The 13692-nt window shown below is 67.2% G+C and carries 9 protein-coding genes; 7 read left to right on the plus strand and 2 right to left on the minus strand.

What is annotated here, in order from left to right:
* Positions 1-265: 265 nt before the first annotated feature.
* The gene (locus tag EIO58_RS05495; RefSeq protein WP_240658588.1) at positions 266-2665 is read left to right on the plus strand and encodes a hypothetical protein; all 2400 of its coding nucleotides are present in this window, start codon (positions 266-268) and stop codon (positions 2663-2665) included.
* Positions 2666-2740: 75 nt separating this feature from the next.
* Here the strand turns inward: EIO58_RS05495 and EIO58_RS05500 are convergent, their stop codons facing one another.
* Positions 2741-4150 (minus strand): sugar nucleotide-binding protein, encoded by a 1410-nt coding sequence (locus EIO58_RS05500; RefSeq protein WP_127818660.1) that lies wholly within the window; start codon positions 4148-4150, stop codon positions 2741-2743.
* Positions 4150-5148: a dTDP-glucose 4,6-dehydratase gene (rfbB, locus tag EIO58_RS05505; RefSeq protein WP_127818661.1), complete on the minus strand. Its 999-nt coding sequence runs from the start codon at positions 5146-5148 to the stop codon at positions 4150-4152. Before rfbB ends, EIO58_RS05500 begins: the two co-directional genes overlap by 1 nt.
* Positions 5149-5220: 72 nt before the next feature.
* Between rfbB and rfbA the strand changes: the two genes are divergently transcribed.
* The 6 genes from rfbA to EIO58_RS05535 form a co-directional block, all read left to right on the plus strand.
* On the plus strand, positions 5221-6093 hold the full coding sequence (gene rfbA, locus EIO58_RS05510) for a glucose-1-phosphate thymidylyltransferase RfbA (RefSeq protein WP_127818662.1): 873 nt from the start codon (positions 5221-5223) through the stop codon (positions 6091-6093).
* 17 nt (positions 6094-6110) lie between these two features.
* Positions 6111-8054, plus strand: coding sequence for a rhamnan synthesis F family protein (locus tag EIO58_RS05515; protein WP_127818663.1), 1944 nt, complete (start codon positions 6111-6113; stop codon positions 8052-8054).
* Positions 8051-9991, plus strand: coding sequence for a rhamnan synthesis F family protein (locus EIO58_RS05520; RefSeq protein WP_127818664.1), 1941 nt, complete (start codon positions 8051-8053; stop codon positions 9989-9991). Before EIO58_RS05515 ends, EIO58_RS05520 begins: the two co-directional genes overlap by 4 nt.
* Positions 9992-10029: 38 nt before the next feature.
* Positions 10030-10944: an ABC transporter permease gene (locus EIO58_RS05525; protein ID WP_127818665.1), complete on the plus strand. Its 915-nt coding sequence runs from the start codon at positions 10030-10032 to the stop codon at positions 10942-10944.
* Positions 10945-10946: 2 nt separating this feature from the next.
* Positions 10947-12161, plus strand: a complete 1215-nt coding sequence (locus EIO58_RS05530; RefSeq protein WP_127818666.1) for an ABC transporter ATP-binding protein — start codon at positions 10947-10949, stop codon at positions 12159-12161.
* A 7-nt stretch (positions 12162-12168) separates the two neighbouring features.
* On the plus strand, positions 12169-13692 hold a 1524-nt coding region (locus tag EIO58_RS05535), incomplete at its 3' end, for a glycosyltransferase (RefSeq protein ID WP_164861539.1).

Consider the following 13692-nt stretch of genomic DNA (forward strand, 5'->3'; position numbering starts at 1 on the left):
CGGCCGACAAGGTCTGGGTGCTCCACGCCGAGCTGTAGAGGTTGGTCCGAAGGTCGAACCAATCTCAGGCGCGTCGGCGAGGCGCCTGTCGTCGGACTCCAGGCTGCGTCACACTGTTCTCGTGGCTGCAGGTGAGCAGGGGGGTCCCCGCGTGTCCGTACGGCGTCGAATCGGTGTCGTCGCGACGACATTGAGTCTTCTCGGTGGATTGCTTCTGGCGCCGGCGGTCTCCACAGCATCCACCGCTGTCGCGACGGAAGACGCCGTGAGCGTGGCAGCGTCCCAGTCCGGACTCGCGCCTGCGGAATCCCGCGTGAAGGCTGCCGACCTGTCACAGTTCAAGCCGGGCAACATCATCAGTGACGCGAAATTCTTCGACCGCGGAACGATGAGCGAGGCGCAGATCCAGCAGTTCCTGCAATCCAAGGTCCCCAACTGCCAAGCCGGCTACGTGTGTCTGAAGGACTGGTATGACACATCGCGCACGACGAGCGCCGACGCGATGTGCGGCGCGTACTCGGGAGGTGTCCGCGAGCGGGCGTCCACGATCATTTACAAGGTCGCGCAAGCGTGCGGGATCAACCCGCAGGTCATCCTGGTGACGCTCCAGAAGGAGCAGGGGCTCGTCACGCACACATGGCCCTCAGACTGGCGCTACACGATCGCGATGGGTCAAGGATGCCCCGACACTGCGGCATGCGACACGCGCTACTACGGCTTCTTCAACCAGGTGTACGGCGCTGCGTGGCAACTGAAGCGCTACGCGAACCCGCCCGGGACGAGCCAGTACTTCACGTGGTATGCACCGGGCAAGACCTGGAACGTCCGGTGGCACCCGAATGCTGCATGCGGCTCGTCGCCGGTGCACATCCAGAACCAGGCCACCGCCAACCTGTACTACTACACGCCCTATCAGCCGAACGCTGCTGCTCTGAGGGCCGGCTACGGGGAGGGCGACGGCTGCTCCTCGTACGGCAACCGGAACTTCTACCAGTACTTCACCGACTGGTTCGGAACCGCCACCGGAGGCGGCAATCCGTTCGGCTACGTCGAGTCGATGCAGAGCGACTCCGGCTCGATCCGACTCACCGGATGGGCTGCTGACCCTGACACGGCGAACCCCATCGAGATTCACGTTTACGTCGGTTCCGTCGGCAAGGCGTTCGTCGCGGCCAAGGAACGTCCCGACGTCGGCGCCGCCTTTCCCGCACTGGGATCGCGTCACGGGTTCGACGTCCGTGTCGCGGTACCCGCCGCGGGCACACACAGGGTGTGCGCCTACGGGATCAACGCGGGCGGCGGGACCAACCAGCTGCTCTCCTGCGGCTCGGTGACCGTGAGCGGCCCCATCGACGGCGGCAACGCGCCCATCGGGTACCTCGAGTCGTTGACTGTCGCGGGCTCGACCGCGACGGCGGCGGGGTGGGCGATCGACCCCGACACCACCTCGCCCATCCGCGTCCGGCTCACCGTCGGCGGTTCGACGACGACGGTCACGGCGGATCGGTCTCGTCCCGACGTCGGAGCGTCGTATCCCGGTTCCGGGTCGAACCACGGATTCTCTGCGAAACTGACACTCCCTGTCGGCAAGTCCACCGTGTGCGCGGTCGCGGTCAACACGGGCGTCATCGGCGGTGATGTCCCGATCGGCTGCCGTGATGCGACGGTGGCGCCGCCGACTCCGACCGTCAATCGCGCGCCGATCGGCAACTTCGAGTCGGTCGCGGCATCCTCGGACAAGCTGACCATCACAGGCTGGGCGATCGACCCGAACGTGACAGGCCCGATCCCGGTGCATGTCTACGTCAACGGCGTTGGAAAGGCCCACATGGCCAATGTGTCGCGTCCCGACGTCGCGGCGGCGCATCCGGGCTACGGCGATCGGCACGGGTTCGTTGTGCAGGTGCCGGCTTCGAGGGGGACGCACCAGGTCTGCGTGTACGCGATCGACGATGCCGGCGGAACGAACCCCACCCTCGGCTGCCGTTCGGTAACCATCTCGGCACCCGCTCCCACGGTCAACCGGGCACCGATCGGCAACTTCGAGTCCGTCGGCGTGTCGTCGGGAACGCTGACGATCGCGGGTTGGGCGATCGACCCCAATGTCACCGGTCCGATCGAAGTCCACGTGTACGTCAATGGCGCGGGGCGCGGCTACACCGCCGACGTGTCGCGACCCGACGTGGCGGCGGCGTATCCGGGCTACGGCGATCGGCACGGGTTCGTCGTGCAGGTGCCGGCTTCGACCGGCACGCACCAGGTCTGCGCGTACGCCATCGACACCGGCGGGGGAGCGAACCCCACTCTCGGCTGTCGTTCCGTGACCGTCTCGGCGCCGGCGCCCGCAACCAACAAGACCCCGTTCGGCAACTTCGAGGGTGCGTCGGTCGCGCCGGGTGCTCTGACGGTCTCGGGGTGGGCGATCGATCCGAACACGACCGCGCCGATCGCCGTGCACGTCTACGTGGGTGGAGTCGGCCGAGCATTCAGTGCGAACCTGTCCCGTCCCGACGTCGCGGCCGCGCATCCAGCCTCGGGCGATGCGCACGGATTCGTCGCATCCATGCCGGCTCCTGCGGGAACGCATCGCGTCTGCATCTACGCGATCGACAGCGCAGGCGGCGCGAACCCGACTCTGGGATGTCGTTCCGTCACGGTGCCTTAGGCCGCGTCCTCTCCAGCGAGGGCCCGCGGCGGCGCTGTTTCACAGCCGCAGGGTCCCGGCGGTCGAGCTCCCACGTCAGCCGGCGAGGTGATCCTTCAGGGCATCCATCGCGTCGGCGGGCTCGAAACCGGTCGCACGGATCTTCGCCAGGTCGAGCACGCTGTTGCGCGGGCGAGGTGCCACCGGGCCGGCCGTCGAGGCGAAGTACGCCTCGGCGCTCACACCACTCACGCGTGACGGGTCGTGCCCGCCGAGCGCGAACACGTTCCGGGCGATCTCGGCCCAGGTGGCAGGCTCGCCGTCGCAGGTCACGTTGTAGACGCCGAACGCGGCTTCGGTGTCGAGGAGGTGCGCGATCGCGCGGGCGATTTCCGAGGTGAAGGTCAGTCGTCCGCGCTGATCGTCGACGACGTTGGGGTCGATGCCGCGCTCAGCCAGCGACGCCATCGTACCGACGAAGTTCTTCCCTTCGCCGATCACCCAACTCGTTCGGATGATGTAATGACGCGGTGCGAGCGCGGCCGCCACGTCGCCGGCGGCCTTGGACTGCCCATAGACGCCCAACGGAATCACGGGGTCGCTCTCGGTGTAGGCCCCGTCCTTCGAGCCGTCGAAGACGTAATCGCTTGAGACGTGTACCAGCGTGATGCCGTTTTCGGCGGCGACGCGCGCGAGCGCGGCGACGGCGGTGGCGTTCGCCGCCCACGCGTCGCGGCGCCCGTCCGGAGTCTCTGCGAGATCGACCGCGGTGTACGCGGCGGCATTGACGATGACGCCGTAGTCACGCCATCGACGGGCGTATGCCATGTCGGCGTCCGTGAGGTCGAACTCGGCGCGCGTGGCGTACTCGATGTGCCGGGCGTCCCCGAATTCTGCGCGCAGCGCGCGGCCGAGTTGACCCCCCGCGCCGACGACGAGGGTCTTCTTCGGCGGGATGGGGGCGACATCCGTCAGCCGCGGGTGCGCGAGGTCCTTCGCCGAGATCTCGGCGTCCGAGAGCGGGATCGGCCACGCGATCGCCGCGGTCTCGTCCGCCAGGTTGAGGAAGGCATACTCGGCGTCGGGAGACCAGTGGTCGTTGACGAGGTATGTGTACGCGGTGTCGGCCTCGAGCGTCTGATAGGAATTGCCCACGCCGCGGGGCACGAAGATCGCCCGTGACGGGTCCAGCTCGACAGTGAACACCTCGCCGAACGTCGGGCCCTCGCGAAGATCGACCCAGGCGCCGAAGATGCGGCCCGTCGCCACCGACACCCACTTGTCCCACGGCTCCGCGTGGATCCCTCGTGTGGTGCCCACGGCGTCGTTGAACGAGATGTTGTTCTGCACCGGGCCGAAGTCGGGAAGGCCCAGCGCGGTCATCTTCTCGCGCTGCCAGTTCTCTTTGAACCATCCGCGGGAGTCACCGTGAACGGGCAGGTCGAACACGACCAGGCCGGGGATATTGGTCTCCGTGCGTGCGAGTGTGTTCCCGAACGCGGTCATCACTGCCCCTTCGACGCGTAGAACGCCTCGACGTGGTCCTTGGTCGCCGCCCACCAGTCCTCGTTGTCGCGGTACCACCGGATGGTGGCGGCGAGGCCCGACTCGAAGTCGCCGTAGGCCGGTTGCCAGCCCAGGTCGGTGCGCAGCTTGGTGGAGTCGATGGCGTAACGGAGGTCGTGGCCGGCTCGGTCGGTGACGTGATCGTATGCGTCGCGGGGCTCGCCCATGAGCTCCAGAATGAGCTCGACCACCTCTTTGTTGTTCTTCTCGCCGTCAGCGCCGATGAGGTAGGTCTCGCCGATCTCACCTCGATCGAGAATCGTCAGCACCGCCGAGGAATGGTCGTCGGCGTGGATCCAATCGCGCACGTTCTCACCCGCGCCGTACAGTCTCGGACGGACGCCGCGGATCACGTTCGTGATCTGACGCGGGATGAACTTCTCGACGTGCTGGTACGGGCCGTAGTTGTTCGAGCAGTTCGAAATCGTGGCGTTCACTCCGAAGGAGCGAACCCACGCGCGCACCAGCAGATCGCTGCCCGCCTTGGTGGAGGAGTAGGGGGAGGACGGGTTGTACGGCGTCTGCTCGGTGAAACGGTCCGGGTCGTCGAGTTCGAGGTCGCCGTACACCTCGTCGGTCGAGATGTGATGGAACCGCCGGTCGTGCTTGCGTGCGGCTTCCAGCAGCGTGTACGTGCCGATGATGTTGGTGTCGAGGAAGGGGCGCGGGTCGTGCAGCGAGTTGTCGTTATGAGACTCGGCGGCGTAGTGGACGACGGCATCCACGCGCGAGAACAGCCCGTCGACGAGAGCGGCGTCGGCGATGTCCCCTTCGACGAAGTCGAAACGCTCGCGCGGGAGGTTGTCGAGGGAGGCGAGATTGCCTGCGTAGGTCAGCTTGTCGAGGACTGTGACATGGTCGTCGGTGTGCTCGAGGACGTGGTGGACGAAGTTCGAGCCGATGAAGCCGGCACCGCCAGTGACCAGGAGTCTGCGCATCGTTCCAGGATACCGGGCCGGACTGCGGCCAGCAGGTTTGGCGCTGCCCGGCCGATGCCTGAGACTAGAGGAATGCGTGGCATCATCCTGGCAGGCGGCACGGGCTCTCGTTTGCACCCGATCACCCTGGGAATCTCGAAGCAGCTCGTCCCCGTGTACGACAAGCCGATGATCTACTACCCGCTGTCGACCCTTATCCTGGCCGGCATCCGCGACATCCTCATCATCACGACCCCGCAGGACTCCGACCAGTTCCAGCGCCTCCTCGGCGACGGCACTCGCTTCGGCGTCTCGATCACCTACAAGACCCAGCCGTCGCCCGATGGCCTGGCTCAGGCGTTCATCCTCGGCGAGGAGCACATCGGCGGCGACTCCGCGGCGCTCGTCCTCGGAGACAACATCTTCTACGGGCAGGGCATGGGCACGCGACTGCGCCAGTACACCGATCTGTCGGGTGGTGTGGTCTTCGGCTACTGGGTCGACGATCCGACCGCCTACGGCGTCGTTGAGTTCGATGGCCTCGGCAACGTCGTGTCGCTCGAAGAGAAGCCCACCGCACCCAAGAGCAACTACGCCGTTCCCGGCCTGTACTTCTACGACAACGACGTGGTCGAGATCGCCAAGGACCTCACCCCGTCGCCGCGCGGCGAGCTCGAGATCACCGACGTGAACAAGGCCTACCTTGCGCGCGGTGATCTGAAAGTCGAACTGCTTCCCCGCGGCACCGCGTGGCTTGACACCGGGACGTTCGACTCTCTCAGTGAGGCGACCGATTTCATCCGCACCGTCGAGAAGCGCCAGGGCCTGTCGATCGGGTGCCCGGAGGAGGTCGCCTGGCGCATGGGATTCCTCACCGACGACGAACTGCGCGAGCGTGCCGAGCCGCTGGTGAAGAGCGGTTACGGCACGTACCTCCTCAAGGCGCTGCAGCAGGGCCTGAACTGAGCGGCTCCGGGCGAGCGATGGACGTCGATGCGGGAACAGGACGCGACACCGACGCCGCCGGCGAGTCCCGCAGACTCGTCGTCTATGCCGTCTCGCGGGCGGATCGTCGCATCGACGACTTCGTGCTGCACGCGCTGGCCGCCCTGCGAGATCACGCCGACCGGATCGTCGCTGTGGTGCCCGCCGACGCACCGGATGCCGAGATGGCTCGGCTGAGGGGCGTCGTCGACGGAATCGTCGGGAGGTCGGGTCGCTCGTTCGATCCCGCGTCCTATCGCCTCGCGGTCGATGCCGAGGCCGGGCTGGACCGCTACGACGAGGTCATCCTCACCGGGGACTCCTGGTTCGGGCCCGTTTCCGATCTCGGCGCGGTGCTGGGGAGGATGGACGGCGATCCGGCCGTGGTGTGGGCGATGATCGAGAACGCGGGAGGACCACCCGAGACGTTTTCCGACGCCGGCTTCACACGCGAGGTGCTGCCCTGGGCGTGGACGGCGCTGCGGCGTGAGGCGTTCGCATCGGGGCGGTGGCGACGCTACTGGGAGGATCGCGGCCGCGCGGCCTCCCCGGACGAGGAGGTGGCGTTCCTGCGGCACTTCGCACGGACGGGTGCCGCGGTGTCGTACGCGTTTCCCGCGGCGCAGTTCCCGAGCACCGATCCGGCCCTGTTCACGCCGAGCCTGCTCCTCGACGCCGGATGCCCGGTCCTGCCGCGAACCGTCTTCCTGCAGTACCCTCCGTACCTGGACCGATTCGCCGTCATCGGCCGTGAGCTCATCCGCCACCTGGACGATCTCGGGTTCCCGTGTGCCCTGGTGTGGCAGAACCTGGCTCGGACGGTGCAGCCGAAGGCGCTGTACGCGATCGGCGGGATGGTGGAGGTCCTGCCGGACGTCGACACCGCGTACGACCACAGTGCGCCGTTCCGCATCGCCGCGATCGCCCATGTCAGCGACCTCGACGGGGTGCAGGATCTTCTCGCCCGGCTCGGCAACCTTCCCTCGCCCTACAACCTCTTCGTGACGACGAACGACGGCAAGCGGGCAGAGAAGCTGCAGCGCATCCTCGAGCGCCGCGATGACCCGAACCTCGCCGCGGTCGATGTCCGCGTGACGCCGGCCAACCGCGGGCGCGACATGAGTGACTTCTTCGTGGGGTGCCGCGACGTGCTTCTCGGCGGGCGCTACGACCTCATCGTGAAGGTCCATTCCAGGCGCACGCGTGACAAGACGGTGAACGTCAGACGCTATTTCCGGCGATACCAATACGACAACCTGCTCCACAGTCGCGGCTACGTCGCAAACCTGCTGGCACTGTTCCAGCGCGAGCCGGGACTCGGCATGGTGTTCCCCCCGATGATGCACATCGGCTACGCCACGATGGGGCACGCATGGGGCAGTCTGCGCGACGCCGCTGAGACCCTTGCGCGAGGTCTCGGGATACGTGTCCCGCTCGACGCCGTCTCGCCGCTCGCACCATTCGGGGGCATGTGGATCGGCCGCCCTGAGGCACTGGGACCGCTGTTGGAGAAGCGGTGGATGTTCCGCGACTACGGCAAGCGCACCGGCCAGGTGTATCGGGACCTCGCCCGCGTGCAGGAGCGTCTGGTCGTCTACGCGGGTGCGGAGCTCGGCTATCACGCGCGGACCGTGCTGACCCGCGAGCATGCTTCCATCAGCCACACGATCCTCGAATCAAAGATCGACAACCTGTTCTCGACCACGCGAGGATGGCCGGTCGAGCAGATCGCGCTGATGCAACGTGCGGGGGATGCCGGCCACCTGGGCGTCGTGGCGCTTGCGCGCATGTACATCCGTGTGAACCACCCGCGGCTCTCGAAGCTCACGATGCCGGTGTTCGAGCTGGCGCTGCGCGCCGTCGTGATCCTGAAACACCTGCGGCGAGGCGTGCGCACGATGACGTCGGTGTTGCGCGGACATGCACCGGGGGAACGCCGATGAAGACTGCCGAGCTGATCACCTATCCCGCCAGGGACGCCACCGAGTTCCCGCCGGACGGGCGCCGACTGCTGATCTACGTCGTCTACGACATCCGAGGCGACGTGGAGGAGTACATCCCGTACGCGCTCACGCGGCTACGGGAGCATTGCGCCGAGATCATGGTCGTCGTCAACGGCGAGCTGACGGATCTGGGCCGCTCGCGACTCTCACCCTTGGCGGACCGGATCATCGTCCGCGAGAATCGCGGGTACGACATCTGGGGGTACAAAGCGGGACTGGATGACGTGGGTGAGCGCATCGCGGAGTTCGACGAGGTGCTGCTGGCCAATGACACCTGGTTCGGGCCGGTGCGCCCCTTCGGGCCGATGTTCGAGCGGATGGATCGCAGTCCGCTTCACTTCTGGGGCATGACCGATCACCTCCGCGTCGAGCCTCATCCCTTCACGAACACCGGCTATCTGCCTTACCATCTCCAGTCCTACTGGGTGGCGGTGCGGCGCGAGATGTTCCTCTCGGAGCATTGGCGCGACTACTGGCGCGATCTGCCCCAGATGGACACGTACGCTGACGCCGTCGTCAAGCATGAGGGCGTCTTCACGGAGCATTTCACCGACCTCGGCTACGTCGGCGAGGTCGCCTTCCCGACGCTGACCGACAAGGTCGAAAACCACGCCGTGCTGTATGCCGAACAGCTCATCCGCGCCGGATGCCCGACACTCAAGCGCCGTCCGTTCTTCCAGTGGCCGCCCTACCTCGACCACCTGGCGGTGGTGGGACGCTGGACGCTGCAAGCCGTGGAGGAGCTCGGCTATCCGATCGACCTCGTCTACGCCGATCTCGCGAGGAATGTGGAGCCGCGCACCCTCAACGCCGATGCCGCGATGCTCGAGGTGCTGCCCGACGCCGCGGAGGGCTACGACCCCGCCGCACCGCTGCGCACCCTCGTCGTGGCCCATGTGTTCTACCCGGAGATGACGGACGAGATCCTCGATCGCGCGGACTTCCTGCCCGGCGGCTACGACCTCGTGGTCACCACACCCGACGACGGACGAGCTTCGCGGATCCGCAAGGCGATCGTAGCAAGGACATCCCGCGGCTCCGCCGACGTGCAGGTCGTCGCCTCCAACGATGGGCGAGACCAGTCCGCCTTCCTCATCGGATGCCGCGATCTCCTGCTCAGCGGGGACTACGACCTCGTGGTGAAGCTGCACTCCAAGAAGACGCCGCAGGACGGCTATAACGTCGGTCGCCACTTCCAACGACAGCAGTTCACCAACCTGCTCGACAGCCCGGGGTACGCGGCCAACGTGGTGGGACTGTTCCAGCGGGAGCGCGGGCTCGGCCTGGCATTCCCGCCGACCATCCACCTGGGCTATCCGAGCCTGGGGCACGGCTGGTGGGCCAACAAGCCCGCCTTCACGGTGCTCGCTCGCGAGCTCGGCATCCGCGTGCCCATCGACGAGGTCTCGCCATTGGCCCCTTTCGGCTCGATGTTCATCGCGCGGCCCGCAGCGCTGCGGCTGCTCGTGGAGCACGAATGGACCTACGACCAGTTCGGCGGCGCGGACGCGTACCAGGACGGCGGCCTGGCGCACGTGCTCGAGAGAATGCCCGTCTACGCCGCAGGCGAGCTGGGCTTCCACAGCCGCACCATCGCCAACAGCGAGTACTTCGCGTCGAGCTATGCGGCGCTGGACTACAACCTCGATCAATTCTCCAGCACGCTGCGCGACAGCACGATGCAGCAGATCCAGCTGCTCAAAGCGGCAGGGCCGGTGGAGTACGGCACACTGACCGACTTCGCGCGAATGTACGCGCGCCTGCACCGCCCCGGATCCGAAGCCGCGCTGGTTCGCGCCGCCGAGCGCGTGCTGCGTGTGCGGAGCGCGTTCGGACGCGTCAGGGCAGCGGTGCGCCGGCGCCTTCCAGAGCGTTGATCAGCGTCTCGACGGCGCACGGTTAGGATTGACCAGTTATGCCCGAGTTCCTCCCTGTCGCCGAAGAGCGCTTCACCCGCCTGGGGACGCTGCCCATGCGCAGCGTCGGCGCGCTCGGCTCGGGGTGGGACGGATTCGTGCGTCCGGTGCGTGAGATCTTCGCTCACCGCGAGATGCTCGGGCTCCTGGTGCGTCGCGATCTGAAGGCGCGTTACAAGGACTCCGCCCTCGGCTTCCTCTGGGCTCTCGCGCGCCCCCTCGTCCAGCTCACGATCTACTACGTCGTACTCGGGCATTTCCTCGGCGCCGCGCGCGGCATCCCCGACTTCGCGGTGTACGTCTTCGCCGGGCTCACCGCCATGGGGCTGTTCCAGGAGATCGCGGTCGGGGGAACCGGGTCGATCATCGCGAATGCGGGCCTGGTCAAGAAGGTCTACATGCCGCGCGAGGTGTTTCCGCTCGCGAGCACCGGGTCGGGCCTGTTCAACTTCGCCGTGCAGGTCGTGGTGCTCTTCCTGGCGACGCTGCTCGTCGGCAAACCTCCCTTCGGCGTGGACTTCTTCTATGCCTTCCCGGCGCTGGCGGTCCTTCTGGTCTACGGACTGGCGTTCGCCCTGCTGTGCTCGGCCTTCAACGTGTATCTGCGCGACATGCAATACCTCGTGGAGGTGGCGACGCTGCTGCTGTTCTGGATGTCGCCGGTCGTGTATTCGTGGCAGATGGTGGCCTCGATCATCACCAACCCGATCGCCCTCGAGATCTACACCGACAATCCGCTGACCCTTGCCGTGCTCGGTTTCCAGCGGGCATTCTGGGTCGCCGGTGAAGACCTGCCGCAGCCCGACAACCTCCTGCTCCGGTTGATCATCGCACTCGTGATCGGCATCGGCCTTCTCCTGGTGAGCCACCGCATCTTCCTGCGCCTGCAGGGCGACTTCGCACAGGAGCTGTGAGCATGACCGCCGTCTCGCCAGCATCCCCCACGGCGTCGTTGCGCCCCGAGGTCGTGCGCATCTCTCACGTGTCCAAGCGATTCACGGTCCGCAAGGACTCCTCGCTCAAGGAGCGCATCGTCACGCTGGGTCGCGCGGGCCGCGCCCATAAACAGGACTTCTGGGCGCTCAGCGATGTCAGCCTCGACATCCGCGCCGGAAACACGATCGGGCTCATCGGGCACAACGGCTCCGGCAAGAGCACGCTCCTCAAGGTGATCGGCGGCATCATCCAGCCGACCTCGGGCACGGTCGAGCAGCGCGGCCGCATCGCAGCGCTGCTCGAGCTGGGAGCAGGCTTCCACCCGGATCTGACCGGCCGCGAGAACGTGTTCCTCAACGCCTCGGTTCTGGGGCTGAGTGCCGAAGAAACGGCAGCGCAGTTCGATGCGATCCTGGAGTTCTCTGGCGTCGGCGAGTTCATCGACACGCAGATCAAGTTCTACTCGTCCGGCATGTACGTCCGTCTCGCCTTCGCGATCGCCGTGCACACCGACCCCGACATCCTGCTCGTCGACGAGGTACTGGCCGTCGGCGACGAGCAGTTCCAGCGCAAGTGCCTCGACAAGATCAGCGAGTTCCAGTCCGAGGGACGCACGATCATCATCGTGAGCCATGCCCTGGATCAGATCGCCGCACTGTGCGACCGAGTGATCCTGATGAACCGCGGACAGATGGTCTACGACGGCATCCCCGTCACCGCCATCGAGCGGTTCCGCGAGCTCCTGGCGCACAACGGCGTCGGCGAGGCCCGGCCCGACGAGATCAGCACCGCGATCGCCATCCAGGGCATCGAGATCGTCGGGGACGACGGCACACCGCGCGAGGCGCTCTCGATCGGAGAGCCTTTCGTCATGCGTGTCGGCGTGAGGTCCTACGTCCCCGTCGATGAGTGGGCCATCGGGTTCAGCATCGATACGGCCATGGGGCAGATGGCGCTGGCCTCGAACACTGATCTGCTGCAACTGCAACTCTCCCCGCTCGACGGCGTCACGACCGTCGATATCGCAGTGGACGGTGCGCAACTCAGCCCGGGTCGCTACGTCGTGAACGCGAACGTCTCGGGCATCAGCGTGGACGCGTCGCATTCGCTCATGCAGGGTGCGCACTTCGCCGTCGAAGGCTCGCAGACCACCATCGGTCCGGTCGCCGCCGCGATCCGCATCGACGAGAAGTAGCGGGCGGATGCCGGAAGCCTCGCGTTCGCGGTGCGTCCAGCGCGTCCTCTTCCCCCAACCGGGAGACGAGGCCGCGCAGCCGCTGTACGTTCGCGCGGAACCCGGCGCCGTGTCGTGGGAGCGATCGAGCCTCTCCGTCGAGCCCGGGGCGACGGCATCCCTCGCGACGTACTTCGGCGCGTTCCCGGCAGCCTACTGGCGCGCCCACACCGCAGTCCGGACGGTCACGCTGGTCGGCGAGGTCGATCGAGCGGCGAGCGTGCGCGTCTGTGCCGCGGACGAGGCGACGGGGCGGCGAGTGCTCGCCACGCTGGAGGCGGACGGACCGTTCTCGTTCGAGCTCGGGATCGCGGACGGTGCCCTGTTCTGGATCGAGATCGACGGTGGACAGTCCGGCACGATCCTGAGCGGCGCGGCGTGGATGGCGGACACCACCGAACCCGCCACGGCCAGTGTGTGCATCACGACGCACAACCGCGGCGAGGATTGCGTCGGCGTCCTCGAGCGGCTCGTCGCCGATGAGACGGTGGCCGGGCAGTTGTCCAGGATCTTCGTCGTCGACCAGGGCGATCGGCCGGTGCGCGAGGCGCCGGGTTTCGGCGCTGCCGCAGCGACGCTCGGTGATCGATTCACCCTCATCGAGCAGCCCAACCTCGGGGGCTCGGGCGGGTTCAGCCGCGGGATGATCGAGTCCCTCGCCACCGACGCGACCCATGCGCTGCTTCTCGATGACGACGTGCTGCTCGAGCCCGAGTCGATCCTGCGCATGCTCGCGTTCGCTGCCAGCACCTCGCGCGAGACGATCGTCGGAGCCCAGATGCTGAGCCTGACCGACCGCACCGTGCTCCACTCCATCGGTGAACGCATCGAACCGCGCGGCTTCTGGTGGACCTCCGTCGAGCCCGCTCTCGCGCCGGTCGACCTCGCTGTGGCGTCAATCGAGGCCACACCGCGACTGCGGATGCGCCACGTCGTCGACTACAACGGCTGGTGGATGTGTCTGGTGCCGCTGCGGACCGTGCGGCGTCTCGGTGCGTCGCTCCCGCTGTTCATCAAGTGGGACGACGCGGAGTTCGGGCTGCGCGCCGCGGCACACGGCGTGACGACGGTGACCCTGCCGGGCGCCGCGCTGTGGCACATGCCCTGGACAGGCAAGGACGACGGTCTCGACTGGCAGGCGTACTACCAGCTTCGCAATCGCCTGATCACCGCGCTGGTGCACTCGAAGTCGCCGCGCGGTGGGGGAGTGCTGTCGTCGTCGTTCGCGCAGGACGTCAACCACGTCCTCTGCCTTCAGTACGGGTCGGCAGCGGCGCGTCGCGTCGCGCTGCAGGACGTGCTCAGCGGGCCGGCGCACCTGCAGCGGACGATCGGCCGCCGCACCGCCGACATACGCGCGATGATGGCGCGGGCGGGGCAGACGGTCGTCGCCGATGCCGAGCTGCCTGTGCCTCGCGGCACCACGCGCCCAGCGCCGCCGACGGGGCAGGTCGCCGCCCTGCGGCGCCTGCTGGCGGTGATCGCCAACCAG

Origin of the sequence: Microbacterium sp. CPCC 204701 (assembly GCF_004010105.1) — a bacterium.
Lineage (GTDB): Bacteria > Actinomycetota > Actinomycetes > Actinomycetales > Microbacteriaceae > Microbacterium.

Coding starts and splice junctions, on each gene's coding strand:
- EIO58_RS05515 (WP_127818663.1), top strand. CDS start 6,111: ATGGACGTCGATGCGGGAACAGGACGCGACACCGACGCCGCCGGCGAG.
- EIO58_RS05530 (WP_127818666.1), top strand. CDS start 10,947: ATGACCGCCGTCTCGCCAGCATCCCCCACGGCGTCGTTGCGCCCCGAG.
- rfbA (WP_127818662.1), top strand. CDS start 5,221: ATGCGTGGCATCATCCTGGCAGGCGGCACGGGCTCTCGTTTGCACCCG.
- rfbB (WP_127818661.1), bottom strand. CDS start 5,148: ATGCGCAGACTCCTGGTCACTGGCGGTGCCGGCTTCATCGGCTCGAAC.
- EIO58_RS05520 (WP_127818664.1), top strand. CDS start 8,051: ATGAAGACTGCCGAGCTGATCACCTATCCCGCCAGGGACGCCACCGAG.
- EIO58_RS05500 (WP_127818660.1), bottom strand. CDS start 4,150: ATGACCGCGTTCGGGAACACACTCGCACGCACGGAGACCAATATCCCC.
- EIO58_RS05525 (WP_127818665.1), top strand. CDS start 10,030: ATGCCCGAGTTCCTCCCTGTCGCCGAAGAGCGCTTCACCCGCCTGGGG.